This is a genomic window from Streptomyces sp. NPDC059373, from assembly GCF_042751495.1.
GTDB lineage: Bacteria > Actinomycetota > Actinomycetes > Streptomycetales > Streptomycetaceae > Actinacidiphila.
Genome location: NZ_JBHYXC010000022.1, coordinates 21,824 through 47,854 on the forward strand (window position 1 = coordinate 21,824; position 26,031 = coordinate 47,854).

Sequence of the window (26,031 nt, forward strand, 5' to 3'; positions counted from 1 at the left end):
GGCTAGGGCCTGCCACTGACAACGCCCCGGGGATGCGGACATAAGCAATTTATCGGGCGTGGCTTGCTACGTTGCGTCGCATGCGCACATCGACGGTGGACGCGCCGCCCCCACCCGCCATCCGGCTGCCCAAGCGCCGTGGCGTGGAGCTGGCCCTGCTGGTGGCGGCCGTCCTGATCTCCGTCTACGGCTACTGCGCCGTCGGCCTGGCCAGGTACGGCGCCGTCCCGCCCGACGCGGTCCGCTACGGCTCGGCACTGGGCGGCCTCGCCCTCCTCGCGCACATCGCGGTCCGCATCCGCACCCCCTACGCCGACCCGCTCCTGCTGCCCATCGCGGTCCTGCTCAACGGCCTGGGCCTGGTCCTGATCTACCGCCTCGACCTGCAGACCCCGGACACCGCGGCGCCCGCCCAGCTGATCTGGTCGGCCCTCGGGGTGGCGCTCTTCATCGGCGTCGTCGTCCTGCTGCGCGACTACCGCGTGCTGGCCCGTTACGCGTACGTCAGCGTGGCCGCCGCCCTGGTCCTGATGATCGTCCCGATCTTCTTCCCGGCGGTGAACGGCGCGAAGATCTGGATCCTGTACGCGGGATTCTCCATTCAGCCCGGCGAGTTCGCCAAGGTCCTGCTGGCCGTCTTCTTCGCCGCCTACCTCGCCGACAACCGGCACGCCCTCGCGTACACCGGCCGCCGTATCCGCAAGCTCCAGCTCCCCACCGGCCGGGTCCTCGGCCCGATCCTCGCGATCTGGGCGATCAGCGTCGGCGTCCTGGTCCTGGAACGCGACCTGGGTACCTCGCTGCTCTTCTTCGGCCTCTTCGTGATCCTGCTGTACGTCGCCACCGGCCGCACCGGCTGGATCGCCGTCGGCCTGGTCCTGTCCGCCGCCGGGGCCTTTGCCGCCGGCGCCCTCGAACCGCACGTCCACAGCCGGGTGACGGACTGGCTGCACCCCTTCGCCAGCATCGACGCCGGCCAGGGCCCCGGCCAACTCGCCCAGTCCCTCTTCGCGTTCGCCGCCGGCGGCGCACTCGGCGCCGGACTCGGCCAGGGGCACTCCGTCCTCATCGGCTTCGCCGTCAAGTCCGACTTCATCCTCGCCACGGCCGGCGAGGAACTGGGCCTGGCCGGGATCGGCGCGGTCATCCTGCTCTACGCCCTGCTCGTGGCCCGTGGCTACCGCGCCGGGCTGGCCATGCGCGACCCCTTCGGCCGGCTGCTGGCGATCGGCCTCGCCTCGATCATCGCGCTGCAGGTCTTCGTGATCACCGGCGGCGTGACCGGCCTGATCCCGCTCACCGGCATGGCGATGCCGTTCCTGGCGCAGGGCGGCTCGTCCGTCGTCACCAACTGGATCATCGTCGCCCTGCTGATGCTGCTCAGCGACACCGCGCGCAGCGCCGACGAAGGCCTCGACCTGTGACCCGCCACGGCCGCCACGCCGCCGCCTTCTGCCTGCTGCTCCTCCTCGCGCTGCTGCTGGGCGCCACCCGCGTCCAGGTCCTCGACTCCCCCTCCTACGACGGCAATCCGGCCAACCGCCGCCTCGCCATCACCCGCTACTCCCAGCCGCGCGGCGACATCCTCGTGGGCGGCCACGCCGTCACCGGCTCCCGGGCGACGCACAGCCAGCTCACCTACGTACGCACCTACACCGACGGGCCGCTCTACGCCCCCGTCACCGGCTTCGCCTCGCAGACCTACGGCGCCACGCTCCTCGAAGCCGCCGAGGACGACGTCCTGTCCGGCACCGCCCCCCAGCTCACCGCCCTCCCCCTGTGGAACGCGGTCACCCGCGAGCAGCAGCCCGGCGGCGACGTACGCACCACCATCGACCCCGCCGCCCAGCGCGCCGCCTACCGGGGCCTCGGCGGCAGGAAGGGCGCCGTCGCCGCCCTCGACCCCGCGACCGGCCGGATTCTCGCCCTCGTCAGCACGCCCTCGTACGACCCCGGGGACATCGCCGGCACCGGCCCGGCCGCCACCACCGCCTGGTCGGGCCTGCTGGACGACCCCGACCAGCCGATGGTCAACCGCGCGCTGCGGCAGACCTATCCGCCCGGCTCGACCTTCAAGACGGTGACCGCCATCGCCGCGCTCACCAGCGGCACCATCACGGACGTCGACGAGCCCACCCACTCCCCCGACCCCTATCCGCTGCCCGGCTCGACGGTCAGGCTCACCAACGAGTCCTCCGCAGAGGCCTGCCGCGACGCTAGCCTCAGAGTCGCCTACCAGATCTCGTGCAACACCGTGTTCGGCAAGCTGGGCGACGACGTCGGGCTCAGGGCGATGGCCGACACCGCCGAGGCCTTCGGCTTCAACGACCCCGCCCTGCGGATCCCGTCCCGCGCCGCCACCAGCGTCTTCGACACCGACATGGACAGGGCTCAGCTCGCGCTGTCCTCCATCGGCCAGTACGACACCGCCGCCACGCCCCTCCAGATGGCCATGGTCGCCGCCGCCGTCGCCGACGGCGGCACGCTGATGCAGCCGCACCTGGTGGACCGTACGCCCGTCGCCACCACCTACGACTCCGTCTACCGCCAGGTCATGGACGGCGCCGTCGCCGCCGAGATGCAGGACCTCATGACCGCCGTCGTCACCGACGGCACCGGCCGCCGCGCCGCTATCCCGGGCGCGGTCGTCGGCGGCAAGACCGGCACTGCCCAGAACGGCGAGAACAACCGCGGGACGCCCTTCGCCTGGTTCATCTCCTGGGCCCGCCCGAAGGATTCCGGCACCCCGGCCGTCGCGGTGGCCGTCGTCGTCGAGGACGCCGCCGCCAACCGCGCGGACATCAGCGGCGGCGGCGTCGCGGCCCCGATCGCCCGTGCCGTGATGCGGGCCGTGCTGTAGTGTTGCTGCCGTCTCCAGCACTGCTGGACCGGACCGACCGAGGAGGTGAGACCCATTACCGCTGTATCAGCGTGGGTGCTCCCCTCCCGAAGCCACGCGGTCCCTACGACCTAGGTGAACCGCCGGGAGCCCCATCAGGCATCCCGAAGGGTTCACGTGTCGTCTGTCGCATCGCTCTCCTTGTCCGTCATCGTCACCAGACTCCGCGCCGCCGGCTGCGTCTTCGCCGAGGACGAGGCCGAGTTGATCATCTCCGCCGCTGAGACCCCCGCCGACCTCGCCGCCATGGTCGAGCGTCGCGCCTCCGGCCTCCCCCTCGAACACGTCCTCGGCTGGGCCGAGTTCTGCGGCCTCCGGGTCTCCCTCGACCCCGGCGTGTTCGTCCCCCGCCGCCGCACCGAGTTCCTCGTCCACCAGGCCGCCGCCCTCGCCCCGCCGCGAGCGGTCGTCGTCGACCTGTGCTGCGGCTCCGGCGCCCTCGGCGCGGCCCTCGCGGCCACCCTGGACGGCATCGACCTCCACGCCTCCGACATCGACCCGGCCGCCGTCCGCTGCGCCCGCCGCAACCTCGCCGCCACGGGCGGCCACGTCCACGAGGGCGACCTCTACGATCCGCTGCCCCCGGCCCTGCGCGGCCGCGTCGACGTCCTCGTGGCCAACGCCCCGTACGTACCCACCCGCGACATCGCCCTGCTCCCCGCCGAGGCCCGCGTCCACGAAGCCCGCCACGCCCTCGACGGCGGCGCCGACGGCCTCGACACCCTCCGCCGGGTCGCCGCCGACGCCCCGCACTGGCTCGCCCCCGGCGGCCACCTCCTCTTCGAGACCAGCGAGCGACAGGCCCCCCGGGCCGTGGAGACCGTCGCCGGCGCCGGCCTGGCCGCCCGCGTGGTCACCTCCGACGAGCTCTACGCCACGGTCGTCATCGGCACCCGCGTGGGCGGAGGACGGCCATGACCGTCCCCGGACGAGATGTCCTGGACGCCTTCGGCCTCACCGGAGATCCCGTCGTCCTCCCCGGCGGGGAGGGCCGCAGCGTCCGCGTCGGTGACGCCGTACTCAAGCCGGCCGACCCCGACCGGGAGATCGCGGACTGGCTGGCCGGCATCATGGCGTCGCTCCCTGAGGACGGCTTCCGGGTCGCCCGCCACCTGCGCACCGCCGACGGAGCCTGGAGCCACAGCGGTTGGACCGCCTCCCGCCGCGTCGCCGGAACTGAGCCCGACCACGCCGCCGCGCCGCGCTGGCCGGAGATCATCGCGGCAGGCCGCGCCTTCCACCGCGCGCTGGCCGGCGTCCCCCGCCCGGGCTTCCTGGACCGCCGGACCAGCTGGTGGGAGACCGGCGACAAGGTCGCCTGGGGCGAACGGGAACCCGACCTCCTGCCCGGCTTTCGCGCGCCGTACGACACGCTGGCGGCCCTGCTCGGTCCCCCGCCGCACGACCGGTCCCAGCTGATCCACGGCGATCTGACGGGCAACGTACTGTTCGCTCCCGGCCTGGCCCCGGCGGTCATCGACTTCTCGCCCTACTGGCGCCCGCCTGCTTTCGGCGAGGCGGTGGTCGTGGGCGACGCCCTGATCCGGCACGCCGCCGGCAGCGACCTGCCGGCGGAGGCGGCGCGAGATCGCGGACCCACCTTCGTTCGGTATGTGGCCCGGGCCGTCGTCTACCGGCTCGTCACCACCAGCGAGCGCGTACGGGCCCGACGGGCGGAGGGCTCCGAGGACACCCTCGGCGAACTCCGCCGGTACGAACGGGCCGCAGCGGTGGTGGCCGCTGCCCAGGACGCCGCCCGGAACGCCGCCCAGGACTCCGGCTAGGCGTCCGACTCCTTGTCGGGCTCGTCGGTGCGGTGGATGGAGCACGCGAGTTGGCCGTCCTCGACGTCGACGTAGACCGTGTCGCCGGGCTGGGCGGCGCCGGAGAGGAGGAGGTTGGCCACGCGGTTGTCGAGTTCGGTCTGGATGGTGCGGCGGAGGGGACGGGCGCCGAACTCGGGCTGGTAGCCGGCGTCGGCGAGCCATTCCTTGGCATCGTCGGTGAGCTCGAGCCTGAGCTCCTGGGCCTTCAGGCGACGGCGGCTGCGCTCCAGCATCAGGTCGACGATGACCGAGAGGTTCTCCCGGGTCAGGGGATGGAAGACGATCATCTCGTCGATGCGGTTGAGGAATTCGGGCCGGAACTGGGCCTGGATGTCGGGCTGGATGGCATCGCGGATCTCGGCGACGGGGCGGTCGGACATGTTCATGATGGTGGGGGCGCCGACGTTGCTGGTCATGATGACGACCGTGTTGCGGAAGTCGACCGTGCGGCCCTGCGCGTCGGTGAGGCGGCCGTCGTCGAGCACCTGCAGGAGCAGGTTGAAGACGTCGGGGTGGGCCTTCTCGACCTCGTCGAAGAGCAGGACGCTGTACGGCTTGCGGCGCACCGCCTCGGTGAGCTGGCCGGCTTCCTCGTGGCCGACGTAGCCGGGAGGGGCACCGACGAGGCGGGAGACGGTGTGGCGCTCCTGGTACTCACTCATGTCGAAGCGGATGAGCCGGTCCTCGTCGCCGAAGAGGAGTTCGGCGAGGGCCTTGGCGAGTTCGGTCTTGCCGACGCCCGTGGGGCCGAGGAAGAGGAAGGAGCCGACGGGGCGGTCGGGGTCGCCGAGGCCGGAGCGGCTGCGGCGGACGGCTTCGGCGACGGCGGTGACGGCCTGGTCCTGGCCGACGACGCGCTCGTGAAGGGCCTGTTCGAGCTTCATCAGGCGTTCGCGTTCGCCCTCGGTGAGCTTGTCGACGGGGATGCCGGTGCGGGAGGAGACGATGGAGGCGATGTCCGACGCGGTGACCGCGGCGACGCCTTCACGGCGTTCGCCGAGCCGGGCCAGTTCCTCCTCGGCCTTGCGGATCTCGACCTTGAGGTCCTCGGCCCGCTGGTAGTCCTCCTGGGCGACCGCCTCGTCCTTCTCGCGGCGCAGCTTGGTCAGCCGGTCGTCGACGGCGACGACCTCGGTGCTGCGGCCGAGCGAGCGCAGCCGTACCCGGGCGCCGGCCTGGTCGATGAGGTCGATGGCCTTGTCGGGCAGGAAGCGGTCGGAGATGTAGCGGTCCGACAGCTCGGCGGCGGCGACCAGCGCGTCGTCGTGGAAGCGGACCTGGTGGTGGGCTTCGTACGCGTCCCGCAGGCCCTCCAGGATCTGGATGGTCTCGTCGACGGTCGGCTCACGTACGAGGATGGGCTGGAACCGGCGCTCGAGGGCGGCGTCCTTCTCGATGTTCTTGCGGTACTCGTCGATGGTGGTGGCGCCGACGAGGTGGAGTTCGCCGCGCGCGAGGGCCGGCTTGAGGATGTTGCCGGCGTCCATGGAGCCCTCGCCGGTGCCGCCGGCGCCGGCGACGGTGTGGAGTTCGTCGACGAAGAGGATGAGGTCGCCCTCGGCGGCCTTGACCTCGTCGATGACCTTCTTGATGCGCTCCTCGAAGTCGCCCCGGTAGCGGGAGCCGGCGACCATGCCGACCAGGTCGAGGGCGACCACGCGCTTGTCGGCCAGGGACTCCGGGACGTCGCCGTTGATGATGCGCTGGGCGAGGCCCTCGACGATGGCGGTCTTGCCGACGCCCGGCTCGCCGATCAGGACGGGGTTGTTCTTGGAGCGGCGGGACAGCACCTCGACGGTCTGCTCGATCTCCTCCGCCCGGCCCACGACGACGTCCAGCTTGCCCGCCTTGGCGTCCTCGGTGATGTCGCGCCCGTACTCGTCCAGCGTCGGGGTCTCGCTCTTGGGCCCCACCGGGGCCTGCGCCTGCTCGGCCTCGGCGGCCCGGCGCAGCTGGTCCGGGGAGCCGACGTGGTTGGCCAGGGCCTGCCCGGCGGCGCTCTGCGGCTGCTCGACCAGGGACTGCAGGATGTGCTGGGGGCCGATGTACGAGACCCCGGTCGCCTGGCTGAGGGCGTGGGCGTTGAGCAGGGTGCGCTTCGCGGCCGGTGTGAGCTGCGGCTCCTCTCCCTGTTCCAGCCTGCCCTTCGGGAGGATCTCGGACAGCTCCCCGGCCAGTTGGTCGGGGTCGGCGCCGGCCTTGGCGAGGGCGTCGCGGGTGGCCTCGACCTGGGTGGCGGCCCAGAGCAGGTGGTCGGTGTCGAGGTCGTCGCTGCCGTCCTCGGTGGCGCGTTGCACGGCCAGGGCGAGCAGTTGGCGGGCGGAGTCGCTGAGCAGCCGCCCGATGGGGACCCGCTGAACGGCGGGCGGTGCGGACATCGGGCTCAGCCCGAGAAATCGGTTGAAAAGTTCGGCGAACGGGTCGCTACGTCCTGATCCGAGCGGCATCATCTGCGGCTTCTCCTTCGGCTTCGCTTAGTGCGGGGGCCGGCTGGGAGCGCTTTGCGCGCGCGTACGTGTTCCAGCCTCGCACCGCCGCGAGCCTCGGGCGATAGATGCAGGTCAGCCCTCCTCCGCGCCCCTCGCGACGGCGTCCGCGACCTCCGCCACCCGCGCCTGCTCCTCCGCCGCGAAGCGCTCGGCGTCGAGCTTCTCGGCGATCTCCTCGTCCTGGGCCATGAGCAGGTCCAGGCTGGAGTCGCCCATCTCGAAGACGCCCATGTCGACATAGGCGCGCTGCAGCCGCTCGCCCCACAGCCCGATGTCCTTGACGCACGGCACGATGCGGCTGAACAGCAGCCGCCGGAAGAGCTGCAGATACTCCGAGCGCTCGCTGAGCTCCTCCGCCTCGGCGCGCGGGATACCGAAGTCCTCCAGCACCTCCGAACCGCGCAGCCGGTCGCGCATGAGGTAGCAGCCCTCGATCACGAACTCCTCGCGCTCGCGCAGCTCGGCGTCGGTGAGCTGCTTGTAGTAGTCGCGCAGCGCCATCCGCCCGAAGGCGACGTGCCGGGCCTCGTCCTGCATCACGTAGGTGAGGATCTGCTTGGGCAGCGGCTTGTCGGTGGTGTCCCGGAGCATGCCGAAGGCGGCCAGCGCCAGGCCCTCGATGAGCACCTGCATCCCCAGGTAGGGCATGTCCCACCGCGAGTCACGCAGAGTGTCGCCGAGCAGGGACTGCAGCGAGTCGTTGATCGGATACGTCATGCCGATCTTGTCGCGCAGGAAGCGGGCGTAGATCTCGGCGTGCCGGGCCTCGTCCATGGTCTGGGTCGCGGAGTAGAACTTGGCGTCCAGGTCGGGGACGGACTCCACGATGCGGGCGGCGCAGATCATCGCGCCCTGTTCGCCGTGCAGGAACTGGCTGAACTGCCAGGAGGCGTAGCGCCGGCGCAGCTCACGGCGGTCGCGCTCCGACATCTTGTCCCAGTAGGGGGTGCCGTAGACCGTCAGGTTCTGGTCCGGGACACCCAGCGGGTCGTACGGATCGACCTCGATGTCCCAGTCGATGCGGGTGACCGCGTCCCACTGCTTGTCCTTGCCCTTCTGATAGAGGGCGAGCAGCCGGTCACGGCCGTCGTCGTAGTCCCACGAAAAGCGGGCCGCTCCGGTGGCCTCGACCTTCCACACGTTCTCGGGCATTGGCATCCCCTCGGGTATTGACGGGCTTGCTGACACAGAGTCTCATAAGGGCATGGCCGCTGTAAGCCCCCTTGCGTCGCGCGAAAAGATAGCGGAACGTCTCCTCGACGCCTCCGCCAAACACTCCTTCGACCCTGACACCGAGCTGGACTGGGACGCGCCCTTCGAGGAGGGCACGTGGTTCTGGCCGCCGGAGTTGTGCTCGCTCTACGACACCCCGCTGTGGAAGCACATGAGCGAGGAGCAGCGGATCGAGCTGAGCAGACACGAGGCGGCCTCGCTCGCCTCGATCGGCATCTGGTTCGAGATCATCCTCATGCAGCTGCTGCTGCGGCACTCGTACGATCTCGACCCCACCAGCGGCCATGTGCGGTACGCGCTCACCGAGATAGCCGACGAGTGCCGCCACTCCAAGATGTTCGCCCGACTGGTGACCCGGCTCGGCACCCCCGTCTACCGGCCGACGCGGGTCGACCACCAGCTCGGCCGGGTCCTGAAGACGGTGTCCACGACCCCGGGATCCTTCACCGGCACCCTGCTGGCCGAGGAGATCCTCGACTGGATGCAGCGGCTGACCTTCCCCGACGAGCGCGTCCAGCCGCTGGTGCGCGGCGTCACCCGCATCCACGTCGTCGAGGAGTCCCGGCACATCCGTTACGCCCGCGAGGAGCTGACCCGCCAGATGCGGACCGCCCCCCGCTGGGAGATCCACCTCACCCGGATCGCCTCCGCCGAGGCCGCCCGCGTCATCGCCCGCTCCCTGGTCAGCCCCAAGGTCTACGTCTCCTTAGGGCTCGACCCCGCGTACGCCGCCGAGCTGGCCCGCAGCAGCCCGCACCGCCGCGACGTCATGCGGCAGGCGGCGGCCGGACTCATGGAGTTCCTGGACGAGATCGGCCTGCTGCGCGGGCCGGCGCTGCCCCTGTGGCGTGCCTCCGGTCTGCTGGGCTGATCAGTGGGGCGGATACGCTGCCCACATGGACAGCAGCAGGCGCGCCTACACCCGGCTGAGCGTTGAGCAACGCCGTACGCAGCTGCTCGCCTCCGCGATCGACCTCTTCGGGCACCGCAACCCCGACGACGTCTCGGTCGACGACGTCGCGGTGGCCGCCGGGGTCTCGCGGCCGCTGGTCTACCGCTACTTCCCCGGCGGCAAGCAGCAGCTGTACGAGGCCGCGCTGCGCAATGCCGCCGACGAGCTGCGCATGTGCTTCGTGGAGCCCCCGGAGGGCGAGATGACGCAGCGGCTGTCCAACGCCATAGACCGGTATCTGCGGTTCGTGGACGAGCACGACGCCGCGTACTCCGCGCTGCTGCGCGGCGGCAGCGTCGCCGAGACCAGCCGGACGAACGCCATAGTGGACGAGGTCCGGCGGGCGGCCGCCGAGGAGATCCTCGGGCACCTGGGCGCACCGGCGCCCGGGCCGCGGCTGGCGATGATGGTCAGGTCGTGGATCGCCTCCGTCGAGGCGGTCTCCCTCACCTGGATCGACGAGGGCAAGCGGCCGCCGGCGGCGGAGCTGCGGGGTTGGCTGGTCGACCACTTCATCGCCCTGCTGCTCGTCTCGTCCACCACCGACGAGGAGACCGCGGAGGTCGCCCGGGCCGCCCTCGCCCAGGAGAACAAGGGCTCCCCGGCGGGCGACCTCGCGCGCCGGGTGATGCCTTTGGCGGAAGCGGTCGCACATCTGCTGCCGCCGCTACCCTGAGGCCGTGAGACACGAGGACACGGAATTCGTCGGCGGCCCGCTCGACGGCAGGGTGCTGGGCGTCCTGACCGGCATGACGGGCCAGCCCCCGAAGGTCTACGAGGTGCCGGTGCCGCAGGAGGACGACGCGCCGCCCGTGGTGCACGTCTACCACCGCGAGCCGAGCCCGGGACCGCGCGCGCAGCGCCGTACGCGCTTTGTCTTCGTCTACGACCCCGAGGGCAACCGGCCCGACCGGGGACCCACGTGGCCCTGGTCCAAGCCGAGCTGACACCCGGACGGGCAGCTTCCTCTGTCGCCGATCATCCGATCATGCCAGGATCTAACGCAGTACGTGATCAATGGCCGATCGGGAGGTGAGGGGATGTCAGGCGCGGTACACCGCCCCCGTCTGCAGGTGCTCAGGGCGCTCGTCTGCGGGGTGCTGCTGGCCACGGCCACCCTCGCCGTCCCCACGCCCCGGGCCGTGGCCGAGCCGGACCGCTCCACCGCGCAGTTGAGCGCGCTGCTGGACCGGCTCCAGGAGCTGTACCTCCAGGCCGAGGAGTCCACGGAGTCGTACGACGAGGCGAAGTCACAGCTCAAGGAGCAGAGCGGCACCGCCGAGCGGCTCGACAAGCAGCTCGCGGACGAGCGGATCGCACTGGCCGAGGCGAAGGCGCAGGCGGGGGCGATAGCGCGGCAGCAGTACAAGGACGGCTCGGTGGAGCCGTATCTGAATCTGATGCTCAGTGACACTCCCGAGGACCTGTTCTCGCAGAGCCACATCCTGCAGCGCGCGGCCGGGACGCAGGCCGAGGTCGTCCAACGGCTCAAGACCGGCGAGACCCGGATATCGACCCTCAACCGGGCCGCGCAGCACTCCCTGGACTCCTCGCAGAAGCTCGCCAAGCAGCAGCGCGAGGCGAAGCAGAACGTGGAGGACAAGCTCGCCAACGTCGAGAAGATCGTCGCCGGGCTGACCGGGACGGAGCTGCGCGAGCTCCAGCGGCTCGAAGAGGCGGGCATCGACAAGGCCCAGCAGCTCTTCCTCGGCTCCAACCAGCTCAGCTCGACCGATCTGGCCCCTTCGGAGGCCGGCGCCCAGGCGATCTCGTTCGCCTACGCGCAGCTCGGCAAGCCCTACGTCTGGGGCGCGGAGGGCCCGAAGTCCTACGACTGCTCCGGGCTCACCTCCAAGGCCTGGGCCGACGCGGGCGTGACGATCCCCCGGACCAGCGAGCAGCAGTGGAAGCGGCTCACCCGCATCCCGCTGAGCCTGCTGCGGCCCGGTGACCTCGTCGTCTACTACGAGGGCGCCTCCCACGTCGCCATCTACATCGGCAACGGCAAGGTCATCCAGGCCCCGCGTCCCGGCGCCGTCGTCAAGATCTCCCCGATCGCGGGCAACCCCATCCTCGGCGCGGTCCGCCCCGACCCCGACGCCGGCTCGATGGACGAGTACGTGGCGCCCCAGGCGCCCGACTCCGCGACGGACCCGACCCCGATCGGCGACACCGGTTCCTGATCCGCCTCAGGACTGCGCAGCGGCGGCTTCCGCCAGGTACGCCGCGGTCCTGTCCGGCTCGAAGAAGTACTGCTCGAAGTCGGCCGGGTCGTCGAAGCCGTTGGCGAACCGGTTGGCCACCGCCGGGAGCTGGCCGGCCGCGCCGATCAGGCCGAGCACGTGCTCCGGCGGCGGGCCCAGCAGCGCGTTGGTCCACTTGGTGACGTGCTGGGCGTCGTCCCAGTAGCGGTCGAAGGTGGACTGCATCCACTCGCGGTCGAAGGGCTTGTCACCGTGTTCGGTGATCGAGTCGAGGTACGAGGCCGCGCACTTGGCCGCGCTGTTGGAACCCTGCCCGGTGATGGGGTCGTTCGCCACGACGACGTCGGCGACGCCGAGCACCAGCCCGCCGGACGGCAGCTCGCCGACCGGGTTGCGGACCACCGGGGCGAACCGTCCGGTGAGGGTGCCGCCCGCATCGGTCAGCTCGACGTCGCGGACCCGCTCGTACTCCCAGGGGAGGTAACGGCGGATCAGGTCGAGCGTGGTCCGGAGGATCTCGGCCGGGTCCTTGACGCCGTCGAAGACGTCCAGCGGCCCGCCCGGCAGCCCCTCCCAGAAGAGGATGTCGCAGGGGCCGGACGTGGTCAGCGCCGGAATGGTGATCAGCTCGCCGGCCCCGGGGACCAGGTTGAGCCGCACCGCGTGGAGGTCGGGGTGCTCGGGGCGCGGGGCCAGCCCGTGCACATAGCTGACGGCGAGGGCGCGCTGCGGGCTGTCGTAGGGGGAGCGGGAGTCGTCGCGGCCGAACATCGAGACGAGTTCGCCCTTGCCGGCGGCGACGAGCACGAGGTCGTACGTACGCGAGAAGTAGTCCAGGTCCGAGACGGCGACGCCGTGGATGACCAGGCGGCCGCCGCGCGCGGCGAAGGTCTCCATCCAGCCGGCCATCTTGACCCGCTGGTCGACGGACTGGGCGTACGCGTCGAGGCGGCCGAGCCAGTCGATGGGCCGGGACCCGTCCGGGGCGGCGACGGAGACGCCGAGGCCCTCGATACGGGGGGTCTGGTCCTCCCAGGAGTTGATGCCGAGGTCGCGCTCGTGCTGCAGGGCGGTGTGGAACATGCACTGAGTCGACATGACCCGGCCGTTGCGTATCTCGTCGGGTGTGCGGTTGGACATGAGGGTGACCTCGTAGCCCGTGGACTGCAGGCCCAGGGCGAGCTGGAGGCCGGCCTGGCCGGCTCCGACGATCAGGATTTTGCGCATGGCAGCACGCTCTCTTGTACCTCGTACGGGATGGTGACGGTTGTCCGGGGGCGGGCCCCCGGGAGACGGGCCCGGTTACTCCGGCTGCACCGTCAGGGCCTGGGCGACCAGCGCCAGCAGCACCTCGATCACCGAGTACCGCTTGCGGGCGTCGCAGATCAGCACCGGGATGTGCGAAGGGACGGCGAGTGCCTCGCGGACGTCCTCCTCGTCGTAGGCCGTCGTCCCCTCGAACTGGTTGACGGCCACGGTGTACGGCAGTCCGCTGCTCTCGAAGTAGTCCAGCGCCGGGAAGGAGTCGGCCAGCCGCCGGGTGTCGGCGAGGACGACCGCGCCTATCGCGCCGCGCACCAGGTCGTCCCACATGAACCAGAAGCGCTGCTGCCCCGGCGTACCGAAGAGGTAGAGCACCAGCTCCTGGTCGAGGGTGATGCGGCCGAAGTCCATGGCGACCGTGGTGGTGGTCTTGTCCGGGGTCGAGCCGAGGTCGTCGATGTCCTCGCTGGCCCGGGTCATCACCGCTTCGGTGGTGAGCGGGGTGATCTCGGAGACGGCGCCCACGAAGGTGGTCTTGCCGACGCCGAAGCCCCCCGCCACGACGATCTTGGTGGAGGTCGGCGCCTGGCTGCGGTCGAGCTGCCACTGCTGCAAGCCGTCCTCCTCCGAGATGTCAGAGCCTGCGAAGTCCACTGAGCACCCTTTCGAGCAGCGCGTGGTCCGGAGCGCCGGGCGCGTGCCCGGTTCCGTACACGCGGATCCGTCCCTGATCGGCCAAATCGCTGAGCAGGACGCGTACCACGCCCAGCGGCATACGCAGCAGCGCGGAGATCTCGGCGACCGAGCGCATCCGGCGGCAGAGTTCGACGATGGCGCGCATCTCCGGCATGACGCGTTCGGCCCAGTCGCCGGAGAGGATCTCCAGCCGGTCCTCGGGACCGTCGACCGCCGCGACGAAGGTCTCGACGAGCAGCACGTGCCCGAAGCGGGTGCGGCCGCCGGTGAGCGCGTACGGGCGTACCCGGGCGGAGCGGCGGCCCGCGCCCCGGCTGGGCAGCGCGGCGGCGGCCATGCCGTCGGAGAGCGGGCTCGCGTGGCGGGGCATCAACGACCGCCCCCCTCGATCACCTGGCGCAACTCGTCGCGCAGCCCGGGGGTCAGGACGTGTCCGGCCCGGCCGACGAACATGGCCATGTGGTACGCCACGACGCTCATGTCGCAGTCGGCGGTCGCGTGCACGCCCAGCAGGGAGCCGTCGCTGATCGACATCACGAAGACGCTGCCGTTCTCCATCGCGACGGCGGTCTGCCGGACGCCACCGCCGTCCATCAGGCGCGCGGCGCCGTCGGTGAGCGAGGCGATGCCGGAGACGACGGTCGCCAGGTCCGCGGTGGAACCGGCCGGGCCCTTCGCGTCGTCGGCCGCCTCGGGAGCGTCCGCCTCGGAGGTGAGGAGCATCAGCCCGTCCGAGGAGACGACGGCCACCGAACGTACGCCCGGCACCTCGTCCACGAAGTTGGTCAGCAGCCACTGGAGGCTACGGGCCTCCTGGCTCAGTCTGCGGTTGTCCGTACTCTCGGTGCTGTCCGTACTCGCCGCCATTAACCGCGTGCCTCCTCGACGCCTTCGCTTTCGCTGTCGCTCTCGCTGTCGCCTGGTCCCCCCGGACGTGATTCCGATACGTCTGCTGTCGCTTCTGCTCTGATCTCCTGCGTCTCGGCGTTCGCGTCCCGCCGGCCTTCGATCAGCCCCTGCTGGAAGCCGCCGAGCCTGCGCCGCAGTGCCTCCGCGTCGACGGGCGCCGTCGCGCGTTCCCTTTCCCGCGCGGCCGGTTCCCCCTCCAGCCCGGTCGCCTTGGGTACCCGCTGGGGCAGCCCCTTGGCGGTCAGCGCCGGGCTGTCGTCGGCGGGCCGGGCGTGCTCGACGGGCTCCGGGTCCTTCGGTTCCGGCGCCTTCTGCGGTACCCGGGAAGGCTCCCGCTTCGCCTCCGGCTCGGGTTTGCGTGGCCCGGGCAGACGCCGCCGCAGCGGCTCCCCGGCCGCGGCCGCCTCGACGGGGCTCTGCGGTCCGTCGGGGTCGTCGGCGGGCGCCACGAGGGCGGCGGGGATGACGACGACCGCGGCGACGCCGCCCCGCTTGTGGTCGCGGAGCTGGACCCGGATGCCGTGCCGGGCGGCGAGGCGGGCGATGACGTACATGCCCATGCCGGTGGTGTCGCAGGCCGGTGCGGCCGGATCGGGGCGCTCCAGCAGTGCGTTGAGCTCGGTGAGCCGCGTGGCGGGCATGCCGATGCCCTGGTCCTCGATGGAGAGCATGAGTTCGCCGCTCTCCAGCAGCCAGCCGCTGAGGTGCACGTCGTCCTGCGGCGGGGAGAACACGGCGGCGTTCTCCAGCAGTTCGGCGATCAGGTGGCTGGTGTCGTCCGCCGCGAAGCCGACGATCCGGCCGGCCGGCAGGAACTGGATGCGTACCCGCTCGTAGTTCTCGATCTCCGACATGGCGGCGCGCGCGACGTCCACCAGCGGGACCGACTTGGCGTGCTGCCCGGTGGGGTGCTCGGCCCCGGCGAGCACCAGCAGGTTCTCGCTGTTGCGGCGCATCCGGGTGGCCAGGTGGTCCAGCTTGAAGAGCTGCTGGAGCTCCTCCGGGTCGTGGACGAGATCCTCGAGGCGCTCGATGAGGGTGAGCTGCCGCTCGACCAGCCCGAGGGTACGCAGGGAGAGGTTGACGTACGTCGAGTGGACCGTGCCCTGCAGCGAGCCGAGTTGTGAGGTCAGCGTGTCCTGCTTGCCGAGCAGGCTGTCGCGCTCGGCGGCCAGTGCGTCGCGTACGCCGAGCAGGGCGGTGTGCTCGGAGTCCAGGGCGGCGGCCCGCTCGCGCAGGGCGGCGGTGGCGGCGACGAGGGCGTTGATGGCGCGGGCGGTGGCGGCGAACTCGTCGTTGCCCACCACCTTGGCCTCGGTCGTGTCGTGCGGGTAGCCGCGTGCGAAGCGGGCCAGCGCGGCTGCGGGGCGGGTGATGGAGCGGGCGGTGGAGACGCCGACGCCGAGGGCCAGCAGGAAGCACACCGCCGTGAGCGCCATGTGCAGTTCGAGGGCGGTGACATCGTCGTCGCGCAGGGACGCGAGGCGCTCCGCCTCGGCGGCGACGAGCGAGGACTCCACGCTGCGCATCAGGTCGATCCGGGCGGAGAGCGCGGACGCCACGGAGGACGGCTTGAGCGCCTGGTCCGAGGCGGACAGCCAGGTCCGGTCGGTGAGCTTCGCCAGCTCGCTCTCGGCCCCCTCGGCGTCCGAGCCGGTGACCGTCTCGTCGTACTGCTTGCGTGCACCCGTCGACGCCGTCTGCCGGAAGTCGGCCAGCGCCGCCCGCTGCCGTACGTCGGCGGTCTGCGCGGCGGTGGTCAGCGCGGACTGGCTGCCGCCCGCCGTGAGCGCGCCGACCAGCAGCCCGCGTTCGGCCGAGGCCTGTGAGACGGCCCGGGTGAGCACGGGCAGGGCCGTGGAGTCCGCGGCCGCGCCCCGGGCCGGGAGGGAGCGGGCGATGGCGGCGCCGATGCCGTCGAGGGCGTCGGTGACCGCGCTGTACGCGTTGACGGTGTCCTGCACCGACTCGGGCCCCGACAGGGCCTTCTGACGGACCTGCGCGAGTTCCCTGAGCCGCTGGACGACCTCGCCGACGGCGGCGGCCAGGGCCGGTGCGTCGGTGGTGTCGACGGCGGTCGCCTGTGTGGTGACCTCCTGCACCTGCCGGTCGACCTGGCTGCGCTCCGTCTCGGAGACCCCGGCGCCGGAGGCGGTGCTGCGGCCGCCGGCCACGAAGGCGGCCATGTCGTCCCGCTCGTCGGCGAGGGAGTGCGCGAGGGAGACGGCCTGGATGTCCAACTGCGCCATGTCGACCAGCCGCTGGGACTCCGACAGGTCGTCCGCCGCGACGGCCACCCCGGGCGCGGAAGCGGCCAGCACCGTGACAGCGCTGACCAGCAGCGTGGCAAGCAGCCGCTGCCGCACACGCTTCTCACGTGGATTACGTCGTGTTCGCACCGGTGTTCGCTATCCCGTCTCGCCTGGTCACTTGTCCCGAGATGACGACACATCGGCCGAGCACGGCAACGACTGATCCCACCCCGGCATGTGGCTCGACCATCTCAGCCCATGTTGGGGCGGAGATGTGCGTCCCCCACCTCGACACCCGAACGAGTGAATCGCACCGACAAGTTGACGTTCAACCCCACCGACGGGTTGGTTTTTGCGGCCACGGGCATATGCGGTAGCCGGGTTTGGCGTCCCGCGTCCGATCCTGGCAGGATGCGCGCCTTCGCTGCGCGGGGCCGACCGATTACCTACCGAACATGCCGCGATACTGGGCCCCATGCGCATCGAGACCTCGACCGAGCCCGGAACCCCCGACCGCCCCAACGAGGACTTCGTCGCGGTCGCACTCCCTGCCGGTAATTCCTGTGGATCTCTGGTGTTGCTCGACGGTGTCACCCCGCCGCCGGACGGTGGCGGCTGCGTGCACTCGGTGCCCTGGTTTGTCGCCGCACTGGGCGGCGCCATGATCGAACTGTCCGTTTCGCGTCCCGACCTGGTTCTTGCCGACTGCCTCGCGACCGCGATTGAACGCACCGCCGAACTGCACCGTTATACGTGTGACCTTTCTCACCACCTCACCCCGCAGGCAACTGCCGTCGCAGTCCGGTGGAATGCGGACACCGTCGACCATCTGGTGCTTTCCGACTCCGTGCTTCTCGTGGAGGGCGCGGACGGGGTCGTACGGCCCGTCCTCGACGACCGCCTCGACCGGCTCCGCGCCCTCGGCCCGGTCACGAACGCCCAGCGCAACACGGTCGGCGGCTTCTTCACCGCCGCCGCCGACCCCGGCGTCGCCGCCCGCGCCGTCACCGGCAGCTCCCCCCGGGCGGGCGTACGGGCCCTCGCCGCCCTGACGGACGGCGCCACCCGGCTCGTGGACGGCTTCGGCGACGACGACTGGGCCGGCACCTTCGCCCTGCTGCGCAAGCACGGCCCCGAGGAGCTCATCCGCCGCGTACGGGCGACCGAGACCGCCGATCCGGACGGCGCCCGCTTCCCGCGCTGGAAGACGCACGACGACGCGACCGCGGTCCTGGCGGAACTCGACCGGGACCGGCCCTAAGAGCCCTCCTGGGACTGGTTGAGCTGGCGCAGCAGGCGGGCGAGGTCGCCGAGTTCGGCCGGGTCCCAGCCGGCGAGCCGGCGGACGTAGCGTTGGCGCCGGGCGTCGCGTACGTGGGTGAAGCGGGCGTGGCCCTCGTCGGTGAGCTGGACGAGGAAGGCGCGGCCGTCGGCGGGGTCGGGCTCGCGGCGGATGAGGCCGAGGTCCTCGAGGGCGCGGAGCTGGCGGCTCATGGTGGCCTTGCCGACGCCGAAGTAGCCGGCCAGGAGGGTGGCTCGCTCGGGGCCGGTCTCGTACAGCCGGGCCAGGAGTCCGTAGGCCGCGGGCTCGAGTTCGGGGTGGACCTCGCGGGCCATCTCGCCGGACGACGCCCGGGCCCGCCGGAGGAGGACGGTCAGCTCGCGTTCGAGCGCGTCCATCACCGGGTCCTGGGCCGTTTTCCGGCCCTCCCGGCCTGCGTTCTGGTCCACACCACTTCCGTTTCCGGGTCGGGTCGCACTGGCGTTCTGGGCTTTGTCCACGTCATCACGCGCTTTCCCGGCTTTCAGACGTGAAAGTTTCCTTCACGGGCCGCGGTTACCGCAGCTGCCCCAGTATTTCGCAGGCATAGACCAACGGCGTCCCCGGATGGCCTTTCGCGGCGGCTCCGCGGGCCCCTACCTTCGCGGTGAGGATGACATGGTCACACCAAGATTGCCCATGGAGGCACGCATGTCCGTGCACAGATCCAGGCCTTTGGTCATCGCGGCCGGAATCCTGGTCGCGCTCCTTCTCGCCTTACTCACCGCCCCGTCCGCCGCCGCCCGCGCCAAACAGCCCATCCCGCACCCGGAGCTGGACTGGATGGGCTCGACCATCCTCGCCCACGAGGGCGGCGACCCCGCGAACGTGCCGATCACCGCCGAGGCGACCCAGACCCCCGGTATGGACGTGAGCGGCTACCAGGGCAATGTCGCCTGGTCGACGGCCTGGTCGAACGGCGCCAAGTTCGCGTACGTCAAGGCCACCGAAGGCACCTCGTACACGAACCCCTACTTCGCCCAGCAGTACAACGGCTCGTACAACGTCGGAATGATCCGCGGCGCCTACCACTTCGCGCTCCCCGACAACTCCTCCGGCTCCGCCCAGGCCACGTACTTCGTGAACCACGGCGGCGGCTGGTCCGGCGACGGCAGGACGCTGCCGCCGGCGCTGGACATCGAGTACAACCCGTACGGGGCCACCTGCTACGGGCTCAGCCAGAGCGCGATGGTGAGCTGGATCCAGGCCTTCAGCAACCAGGTCCACGCACTCACCGGCCGCTATCCGACGATCTACACGTCGACCAGCTGGTGGACCAGCTGCACGGGCAACAGCAGCGCCCTGGCGGCCAACAACCCGCTCTGGATCGCCCGCTACAGCTCCTCGGTGGGCACCCTCCCCAGCGGCTGGTCGTACTACACGATCTGGCAGTACGCCTCCTCCGGCACCTTCCCCGGGGACCAGGACTACTTCAACGGCGCGTACGACCGCCTGCAGGCACTCGCCAACGGCTGACGCACGACAGGGCCCCTCCCGGCAGTGCGGAAGGGGCCCTGTTTCAAGCCTTACTGCTCACGTGCTGACGTGCTCACGTGCTCACGCCGCGACCTGAACCTCCAGGCCCGCGTCGGCCGCCGCCGGCTCGAGAGCCAGCTGCAGCACCTGCCGGACGTCCGACACGGGGTGGACCTCCAGCTTCTCCAGGACCTCGGCCGGGACGTCGTCCAGGTCGGCCTCGTTCCGCTTCGGGATCACCACGGTCGTGATGCCCGCCCGGTGAGCGGCCAGCAGCTTCTGCTTGAGGCCACCGATGGGCAGCACGCGGCCGGTCAGGGACACCTCGCCGGTCATGGCCACGTCGGTGCGGACCCGGCGGCCCGACAGCAGCGAGGCCAGCGCGGTCGTCATGGTGATGCCCGCGCTCGGACCGTCCTTGGGGATGCCGCCCGCCGGGACGTGCAGGTGGACGCCACGCTCCTTCAGGTCGGCGACCGGCAGCTCCAGTTCGGCGCCGTGCGAGCGCAGGAAGGACAGCGCGATCTGCGCGGACTCCTTCATGACCTCGCCCAGCTGCCCGGTGAGCTGGAGCCCGGAACCGCCGGTCTCGGGATCGGCGAGCGATGCCTCGATGTAGAGGACGTCGCCCCCGGCACCGGTGACCGCGAGCCCGGTGGACACGCCCGGCACCGCCGTGCGCCGCTCCTGCGGGTCCTGGAGGGCCTCCGGGACGTGGTGGGGCCGCCCGATCAGCCCGCGCAGGTCGTCGGGCGTGACGGTGAAGGGCAGCTCCTGGTCGCCCAGCTCGTGCTTGGCCGCGAGCTTGCGCAGGATGCGGGCCAGCGAGCGCTCCAGGGTACGGACGCCCGCTTCGCGGGTGTACTCGCCGGCGAGCCTGCGCAGCGCGCCGTCCTCGACCGTGACCTCGCCGTCGGCGAGGCCGGCCCGCTCCAGCTGGCGCGGGAGCAGGTGGTCACGGGCGATGGTGACCTTCTCGTCCTCGGTGTAGCCGTCGAGCCTGACCAGCTCCATGCGGTCGAGCAGCGGCTCGGGGATGGCCTCCAGGACGTTGGCCGTGGCCAGGAAGACCACGTCCGACAGGTCCAGCTCGACCTCGAGGTAGTGGTCCCGGAAGGTGTGGTTCTGCGCCGGGTCGAGGACTTCGAGCAGGGCGGCGGCCGGGTCGCCCCGGTAGTCGGAGCCGACCTTGTCGATCTCGTCCAGCAGGACCACCGGGTTCATGGACCCGGCCTCCTTGATCGCCCGGACGATACGGCCCGGCAGCGCCCCGACGTACGTACGCCGGTGGCCCCGGATCTCCGCCTCGTCCCGCACACCGCCGAGGGCGACGCGGACGAACTTGCGGCCCATGGCGCGGGCCACGGACTCGCCCAGCGACGTCTTGCCGACGCCGGGCGGCCCGACCAGCGCCAGCACGGCACCGGCCCGGCGGCCGCCGATCACGCCGAGGCCGCGGTCGGCGCGCCGCTTGCGCACCGCCAGGTACTCGGTGATCCGCTCCTTCACGTCGTCCAGGCCCGCGTGGTCGGCGTCCAGGACGGCCCGGGCGCCGGGGATGTCGTAGGCGTCCTGGGTGGTGGTGTTCCAGGGCAGCTCGAGGACGGTGTCCAGCCAGGTACGGATCCAGCTGCCCTCGGGGGACGCGTCGCTGGACCGCTCCAGCTTGTCGACCTCCTTGAGCGCGGCCTCCCGCACCGTCTCCGGCAGGTCGGCGGACTCGACGCGGGCCCGGTAGTCCTCGGACTCGTTCTCCGGGTCGCCCTTGAGTTCGGCCAGCTCCTTGCGGACGGCTTCGAGCTGCTGGCGGAGCAGGAACTCGCGCTGCTGCTTCTCCATGCCCTCCTGGACGTCCTTGCGGATGGTGTCCGCGACGTCCTGCTCGGCGAGGTGGTCACGCAGCCAGGTGATGGCGAGCTTGAGCCGGGCCACCGGGTCGGTGGTCTCCAGCAGCTCGACGCGCTGCTTGGTGGTGAGGAAGCCGGAGTACCCGGAGTTGTCGGCAAGCGACGAGACGTCGTCGATCTGCTGGACGCGGTCCACGATCTGCCAGGCGCCGCGCTTGCGCAGCCAGCTGGTGGCCAGGGCCTTGTACTCCTTGACCAGCTCGGCCACGGCCCCGGGCGCCTCGGTGGGCGTCGGCTCCACGACCTCGGTGCCCTCGACCCAGAGCGCCCCGCCGGGCCCGGTCGTCCCGGCACCGATACGGACCCGGCTCACGCCACGGATCACGGCGCCCGGATCGCCGTCCGACAGCCGTCCGACCTGCTCGACGGTGCCGAGGGTGCCTACGGCCGCGTAGTTCCCGTCGACACGTGGAACGAGCAGAACCCGCGGTTTGTTGCGATTGCCGTCGGCCCGCTGCGCGGCCTGAGCGGCCTCGACCGCCGCGCGCACCTCGGTGTCGGTCAGGTCCAGCGGCACCACCATGCCCGGCAGCACCACCGCGTCATCGAGGGGCAGCACGGGCAGGGTGAGCGGCGCGGACGACGAATGCGAAACAGCCATGATCTCTCCCTAAGCAATCAAGTTGAGCTATGCAGACTCAATGCTTCTGAGGGCCCTGGTGTTCCCCTGGCGGCGTTCGCTGTGAGCGATCACCTGCGGCGTCCACCGGAAAACCATTCCTCACGGTCGCGAGAGGGCTTCTAGGGTGCTCTCGGAGCACGACGACCCGTGAGCGCGTTGGCAGAGGTCCGCGTGCGGGGCGCAGGTGCCGCAGGAAATCCGAAGCACGTACGGGGGAGCACGATGACCGAGCAGCACGCTGAAGCGCCCGGCGGCGGCCGGGTCTGGTTCATCACCGGGACCAGTTCCGGCTTGGGGCGGGGACTCACCCGAGCCGTGGTCGCTCATGGCGACCGGGTGGTGGCCACCGCTCGGGACGTTTCGACCATCGCCGATCTCGTGACGCTCGCGCCGGACCGGGTCAGGGCCGTACGACTTGATGTCACCGACGCCGAATCGATTCGGCGTGCCGTGGCCGAAGCCGAGAGCGCCTTCGGCCGGATCGACGTCCTGGTGAACAACGCCGGGTACGGGCTGCTGGGCGCGTTCGAGGAGTTGAGCGAGAGTGATCTCCGCCACATTTTCGAGACGAACGTCTTCGGCGCGATGGCGGTCGCCCGCGCCGTCCTGCCGGGTCTGCGGCGACAGCGCTCGGGCCACATCGTTCAACTGTCTTCGGTGAACGGTGTGGTGCCGGGGCCCGGCGGCACCGCCTACGTCGGGACGAAATTCGCCCTGGAAGGGATGTCCGCGGCCCTCGCGGCCGAAGTCGCCCATCTCGGCATTCACGTCACGATCGTGGAACCCGGCCCCTTCCGCACCGAGGCCAGCGGACGATCGCTGCGGTGGGGCGAGCCGATGGAGGATTACGCCGAGCTCATCGCTCCGGCCCGCAAGGCGCTCGAAGCCTCGCACGGCACCCAGCCGGGCGACCCCTATCGCGGGGCCGAGGCCATCATCGCTGCGGTCGGCCTCGACGCTCCGCCACTCCGCCTCCCGCTGGGAGCGGAGGCCTTCGGCTGGATCCGCGCTCACCTGCAGTCCCGGCTGGACGAGCTGGACGCGGTGCAGGCGATCGGAGCGGATACCGCCTTCCGCTGACCCCTGCACGCAGCAGTGCCCGGCGGGGCCTCCGGCGGAGGGGTTCGAACCACCCGGACGGTCACTCGACCGTGGGAGGAATCCCCGGACTTCGGGCCGGGGAGCACGTCAAGCTGTGTACTCATGGTGTTCATGTACGACGACGAGGACGAGAGCCCGCAGACGATCGACCGCCGGGAGGGCCCGTTCGGCGAGGTGGTCCTGCGGCGGCGTGGCGAGCGGTACGAGATCATCGCCAACGGCTGCTTCCTGATGGACACCTCCGACGGCCGCTCGGAGCGGCTGCTGATCGACACGGCGCTCGCCGCGCTCCCGGCCGACCGCGAGGCCCCCTCGCTGCTCATCGGCGGCCTGGGCGTAGGCTTCTCCCTCGCTCAGGCGGTGGGCGAGCCGCGCTGGGGACGGATCGCGGTCGTGGAGCGGGAGCGGGCGGTGGTGGGCTGGCACCGCGAGGGGCATCTCGCCGCGTTTTCGGGGCAGGGGCTGGAGGACCCGCGCGTCGAGGTGATCGAGGCCGACCTGGTGGCGTACGTGAAGAACGCCACGGAGACGTACGACGCGCTGTGCCTGGACATCGACAACGGCCCCGACTGGACGGTCACCGAGGGCAATAACGGGCTGTACGGGGCGGAGGGGCTCGTGGCCTGCCGGACGCGGCTGTCAGCGGGCGGCGTACTGGCGGTATGGTCTGCGCAGCCGTCGGCGACCTTCGAAAAATCCTTGCCGGCGGCGGGATTCACGCAGGTCCGGACCATTGAGATCCCCGTGAAACGGGGCGTTCCGGATGTCGTACACCTCGCGACGAAGCCCGCGTAGCCTCGGCCACCGTAGGCCCCGTACGCTGCGTGGTCAGCAAACACAGACGACAGTCACCATGGGGGACGCGAATGGACAGCACCAACCCGACGCACGGCGACGCCGGCGCGGTCACGCCCGGCGCGCAGCGGCGGGTGCTGGTGGTGGAGGACGACCCGACCATCGCCGACGCGATCGCGGCCCGGCTCAGAGCCGAAGGCTTCCAGCTGCGCACCGCAGGTGACGGCCCCACCGCCGTCGACCTGGCCCTGGCCTGGCAGCCCGATCTGCTGGTACTCGACATCATGCTGCCCGGCTACGACGGCCTGGAGGTCTGCCGCCGGGTCCAGGCGTCCCGGCCCGTGCCGGTGCTGATGCTCACCGCCCGGGACGACGAGACCGACATGCTGGTCGGGCTGGGTGTCGGCGCCGACGACTACATGACCAAGCCGTTCTCGATGCGCGAGCTGGCCGCCCGGGTGCACGTCCTGCTGCGCCGCGTCGAGCGCGCCACGATCGCCGCCCGTGACCCCCGCGGCGGCAACCTCCAGCTCGGCGACCTGGAGATCGACAACGCGCAGCGCCGGGTGCGGGTGCGCGGTAGTGACGTACACCTCACCCCGACCGAGTTCGACCTGCTCGTCTGCCTCGCGCAGCAGCCGCGCGCCGTGCTCTCCCGCGAGCAGCTGCTCGCCGAGGTGTGGGACTGGGCAGACGCCTCCGGCACCCGTACTGTCGACAGCCATGTGAAGGCGCTGCGCCGCAAGATCGGCGCCGAGCGCATTCGTACGGTGCACGGGGTGGGCTACGCGCTGGAGACACCTGCCCCGTAACTCTGAGGGGGGACAACCATGGCCAGAACCGAGCCCGCGGCGCGCGTCGCACCGCGTGCCGCGCGCGCCCCGCGGGCCAACTGGCGGGAGCAGCTGTGGGCCGGGCTGCGGCCCTACGACCCCTTCCGGTCGATCAAGGCGGCGCTGCAGCTGCTCGTGGTGGTCTCGGTGCTCATCACGACGCTGCTGATCTTCGTGGCGGTGGCGTCCAAGACCCAGATGCGCATCATCACGATCTTCTCGGTCATAGCCTCGCTGCTGATCACCCAGTTCGTGGCGCACGGGCTCACCTCCCCGCTGCGCGAGATGACCGCGGTCGCCCGGGCGATGGCCAACGGCGACTACAGCCGCCGCGTGACCGCCGTACGGCGCGACGAGGTCGGCGATCTCGCCGACACCTTCAACCACATGGCCGCCGACCTGGAGGCCGTGGACCGGCACCGCAAGGAGCTGGTGGCGAATGTCTCGCACGAGCTGCGTACGCCCGTCGCCGCGCTGCGCGCCGTCCTGGAGAACGTGGTGGACGGGGTCGTCGAGGCCGACCCGGAGACGATGCGCACCGCTCTGCAGCAGACCGAGCGGCTGAGCCGGCTGATCAGCCACCTGCTCGACCTGTCGCGGCTCGACAGCGGGGTCGTCGTGCTGGACGCCAAGCGCTTCGAGGTCTGGCCCTACCTTTCGGCCGTCATCAAGACCGCCAGCCTCGGCCTCCAGGGCGGCCCCGGCGCAGGCCACCGGCCCCGCGCCGACGTCCATCTGCACCTGGACGTCTCCCCGCCCGAGCTGACCGCTCATGCGGACGCGGAACGGCTCCACCAGGTCGTCGCCAACCTCGTCGACAACGCCATCAAGCACAGCCCGCCCAGCGGCCGCGTCACCGTCCGTGCCCGGCGCGGCACCGGTCCCGGCAGCCTCGACCTCGAAGTGCTCGACGAGGGCCCCGGCATCCCGGCATCCGAGCGCAACCGCGTCTTCGAACGCTTCAACCGCGGTGGCGCGGGCGCCTCGGGCGACGGCGGCACCGGGCTCGGCCTCGCCATCGCCCGCTGGGCCGTCGATCTCCACGGCGGCGCGATCCAAGTGGCCGAATCCCCTCGGGGCTGCCGTATCCGGGTCACCCTCCCGGGCTCGGGCCAGGCGCCGAGTTGACCCCCGGGGGCTGCTCACGCGCCCCGGCACCGCATCCCGGTCGCAGGAGACCCGGCCGAGCAGGCCTGAGCAGGTCAGCGGGGGCGTGCCCACGGCGGAGTGTCACGTATACCCGGCGCAGCCGA

General features: G+C 71.4%; 23 protein-coding genes. 14 read left to right on the top strand and 9 right to left on the bottom strand.

Annotated elements, in window-relative coordinates; genetic code table 11:
- Nucleotides 1–80 precede the first annotated feature (80 nt).
- The 4 genes from ACFXJ5_RS25950 (at nucleotide 81) to ACFXJ5_RS25965 (ending at nucleotide 4,683) form a co-directional block, all read left to right on the top strand.
- Complete coding sequence (locus ACFXJ5_RS25950) at nucleotides 81–1,424, top strand: FtsW/RodA/SpoVE family cell cycle protein (RefSeq protein WP_384635604.1); 1,344 nt, start codon at nucleotides 81–83, stop codon at nucleotides 1,422–1,424.
- Nucleotides 1,421–2,860, top strand: a complete 1,440-nt coding sequence (locus ACFXJ5_RS25955) for a penicillin-binding transpeptidase domain-containing protein (RefSeq protein WP_384635607.1) — start codon at nucleotides 1,421–1,423, stop codon at nucleotides 2,858–2,860. The genes ACFXJ5_RS25950 and ACFXJ5_RS25955 overlap by 4 nt, the downstream gene beginning before the upstream one ends.
- A gap of 156 nt (nucleotides 2,861–3,016) precedes the next feature.
- Nucleotides 3,017–3,817, top strand: a complete 801-nt coding sequence (locus tag ACFXJ5_RS25960) for a putative protein N(5)-glutamine methyltransferase (protein WP_384635610.1) — start codon at nucleotides 3,017–3,019, stop codon at nucleotides 3,815–3,817.
- A complete protein-coding gene (locus ACFXJ5_RS25965) occupies nucleotides 3,814–4,683 on the top strand; it encodes an aminoglycoside phosphotransferase (RefSeq protein WP_384635613.1) in 870 nt (289 codons plus the stop codon). Before ACFXJ5_RS25960 ends, ACFXJ5_RS25965 begins: the two co-directional genes overlap by 4 nt.
- On the opposite strand, the gene ACFXJ5_RS25970 is transcribed toward ACFXJ5_RS25965, so the two are convergent.
- On the bottom strand, nucleotides 4,680–7,172 hold the full coding sequence (locus ACFXJ5_RS25970; RefSeq protein WP_384635893.1) for an ATP-dependent Clp protease ATP-binding subunit: 2,493 nt from the start codon (nucleotides 7,170–7,172) through the stop codon (nucleotides 4,680–4,682). The two genes, ACFXJ5_RS25965 and ACFXJ5_RS25970, sit on opposite strands and share 4 nt — an antisense overlap.
- Nucleotides 7,173–7,286: 114 nt before the next feature.
- On the bottom strand, nucleotides 7,287–8,372 hold the full coding sequence (locus ACFXJ5_RS25975) for a ferritin-like domain-containing protein (RefSeq protein ID WP_384635615.1): 1,086 nt from the start codon (nucleotides 8,370–8,372) through the stop codon (nucleotides 7,287–7,289).
- A gap of 46 nt (nucleotides 8,373–8,418) precedes the next feature.
- Between ACFXJ5_RS25975 and ACFXJ5_RS25980 the strand changes: the two genes are divergently transcribed.
- From ACFXJ5_RS25980 to ACFXJ5_RS25995, 4 genes are all read left to right on the top strand, one after another.
- Nucleotides 8,419–9,318: a diiron oxygenase gene (locus ACFXJ5_RS25980; RefSeq protein ID WP_384635618.1), complete on the top strand. Its 900-nt coding sequence runs from the start codon at nucleotides 8,419–8,421 to the stop codon at nucleotides 9,316–9,318.
- A gap of 25 nt (nucleotides 9,319–9,343) precedes the next feature.
- The gene (locus ACFXJ5_RS25985) at nucleotides 9,344–10,075 is read left to right on the top strand and encodes a TetR/AcrR family transcriptional regulator (RefSeq protein ID WP_384635621.1); all 732 of its coding nucleotides are present in this window, start codon (nucleotides 9,344–9,346) and stop codon (nucleotides 10,073–10,075) included.
- Between the two features lie 4 nt (nucleotides 10,076–10,079).
- Complete coding sequence (locus ACFXJ5_RS25990) at nucleotides 10,080–10,346, top strand: hypothetical protein (protein WP_384635624.1); 267 nt, start codon at nucleotides 10,080–10,082, stop codon at nucleotides 10,344–10,346.
- A gap of 93 nt (nucleotides 10,347–10,439) precedes the next feature.
- Nucleotides 10,440–11,582 (top strand): NlpC/P60 family protein, encoded by a 1,143-nt coding sequence (locus ACFXJ5_RS25995; RefSeq protein ID WP_384635627.1) that lies wholly within the window; start codon nucleotides 10,440–10,442, stop codon nucleotides 11,580–11,582.
- Between the two features lie 6 nt (nucleotides 11,583–11,588).
- Here ACFXJ5_RS25995 and ACFXJ5_RS26000 read toward each other — a convergent pair whose 3' ends face one another.
- From ACFXJ5_RS26000 to ACFXJ5_RS26020, 5 genes are all read right to left on the bottom strand, one after another.
- Entirely contained in the window at nucleotides 11,589–12,830 is a 1,242-nt protein-coding gene (locus tag ACFXJ5_RS26000) for a styrene monooxygenase/indole monooxygenase family protein (protein ID WP_384635630.1), read from the bottom strand.
- A 75-nt stretch (nucleotides 12,831–12,905) separates the two neighbouring features.
- Nucleotides 12,906–13,520, bottom strand: a complete 615-nt coding sequence (locus ACFXJ5_RS26005) for an ATP/GTP-binding protein (RefSeq protein WP_384635633.1) — start codon at nucleotides 13,518–13,520, stop codon at nucleotides 12,906–12,908.
- Entirely contained in the window at nucleotides 13,501–13,932 is a 432-nt protein-coding gene (locus ACFXJ5_RS26010) for a DUF742 domain-containing protein (RefSeq protein ID WP_384635636.1), read from the bottom strand. The genes ACFXJ5_RS26005 and ACFXJ5_RS26010 overlap by 20 nt, the downstream gene beginning before the upstream one ends.
- Nucleotides 13,932–14,429, bottom strand: a complete 498-nt coding sequence (locus ACFXJ5_RS26015; RefSeq protein ID WP_384635639.1) for a roadblock/LC7 domain-containing protein — start codon at nucleotides 14,427–14,429, stop codon at nucleotides 13,932–13,934. Before ACFXJ5_RS26015 ends, ACFXJ5_RS26010 begins: the two co-directional genes overlap by 1 nt.
- Entirely contained in the window at nucleotides 14,429–16,837 is a 2,409-nt protein-coding gene (locus tag ACFXJ5_RS26020) for a nitrate- and nitrite sensing domain-containing protein (RefSeq protein ID WP_384635642.1), read from the bottom strand. The genes ACFXJ5_RS26015 and ACFXJ5_RS26020 overlap by 1 nt, the downstream gene beginning before the upstream one ends.
- A 361-nt stretch (nucleotides 16,838–17,198) precedes the next feature.
- Here ACFXJ5_RS26020 and ACFXJ5_RS26025 point away from each other — a divergent pair, with 361 nt between their 5' ends.
- Entirely contained in the window at nucleotides 17,199–17,984 is a 786-nt protein-coding gene (locus ACFXJ5_RS26025) for a hypothetical protein (protein WP_384635644.1), read from the top strand.
- Here the strand turns inward: ACFXJ5_RS26025 and ACFXJ5_RS26030 are convergent.
- A complete protein-coding gene (locus ACFXJ5_RS26030) occupies nucleotides 17,981–18,403 on the bottom strand; it encodes a MarR family winged helix-turn-helix transcriptional regulator (protein ID WP_384635896.1) in 423 nt (140 codons plus the stop codon). The genes ACFXJ5_RS26025 and ACFXJ5_RS26030 overlap by 4 nt on opposite strands.
- Before the next feature lie 292 nt (nucleotides 18,404–18,695).
- On the opposite strand from ACFXJ5_RS26030, the gene ACFXJ5_RS26035 reads away from it, so the two are divergent.
- Nucleotides 18,696–19,520, top strand: a complete 825-nt coding sequence (locus ACFXJ5_RS26035; protein ID WP_384635647.1) for a lysozyme — start codon at nucleotides 18,696–18,698, stop codon at nucleotides 19,518–19,520.
- Nucleotides 19,521–19,601: 81 nt separating this feature from the next.
- Here ACFXJ5_RS26035 and lon read toward each other — a convergent pair whose 3' ends face one another.
- On the bottom strand, nucleotides 19,602–22,028 hold the full coding sequence (gene lon / locus ACFXJ5_RS26040; RefSeq protein WP_384635650.1) for an endopeptidase La: 2,427 nt from the start codon (nucleotides 22,026–22,028) through the stop codon (nucleotides 19,602–19,604).
- Nucleotides 22,029–22,271: 243 nt separating this feature from the next.
- Between lon and ACFXJ5_RS26045 the strand changes: the two genes are divergently transcribed.
- The 4 genes from ACFXJ5_RS26045 (at nucleotide 22,272) to ACFXJ5_RS26060 (ending at nucleotide 25,906) form a co-directional block, all read left to right on the top strand.
- Complete coding sequence (locus ACFXJ5_RS26045) at nucleotides 22,272–23,129, top strand: oxidoreductase (RefSeq protein ID WP_384635653.1); 858 nt, start codon at nucleotides 22,272–22,274, stop codon at nucleotides 23,127–23,129.
- 123 nt (nucleotides 23,130–23,252) lie between these two features.
- Nucleotides 23,253–23,945, top strand: a complete 693-nt coding sequence (locus tag ACFXJ5_RS26050; RefSeq protein ID WP_384635655.1) for a spermidine synthase — start codon at nucleotides 23,253–23,255, stop codon at nucleotides 23,943–23,945.
- 71 nt (nucleotides 23,946–24,016) lie between these two features.
- The gene (locus ACFXJ5_RS26055) at nucleotides 24,017–24,757 is read left to right on the top strand and encodes a response regulator transcription factor (protein WP_127356694.1); all 741 of its coding nucleotides are present in this window, start codon (nucleotides 24,017–24,019) and stop codon (nucleotides 24,755–24,757) included.
- An 18-nt stretch (nucleotides 24,758–24,775) separates the two neighbouring features.
- Complete coding sequence (locus tag ACFXJ5_RS26060; protein ID WP_384635659.1) at nucleotides 24,776–25,906, top strand: ATP-binding protein; 1,131 nt, start codon at nucleotides 24,776–24,778, stop codon at nucleotides 25,904–25,906.
- The last annotated feature ends 125 nt before the right edge of the window (nucleotides 25,907–26,031 follow it).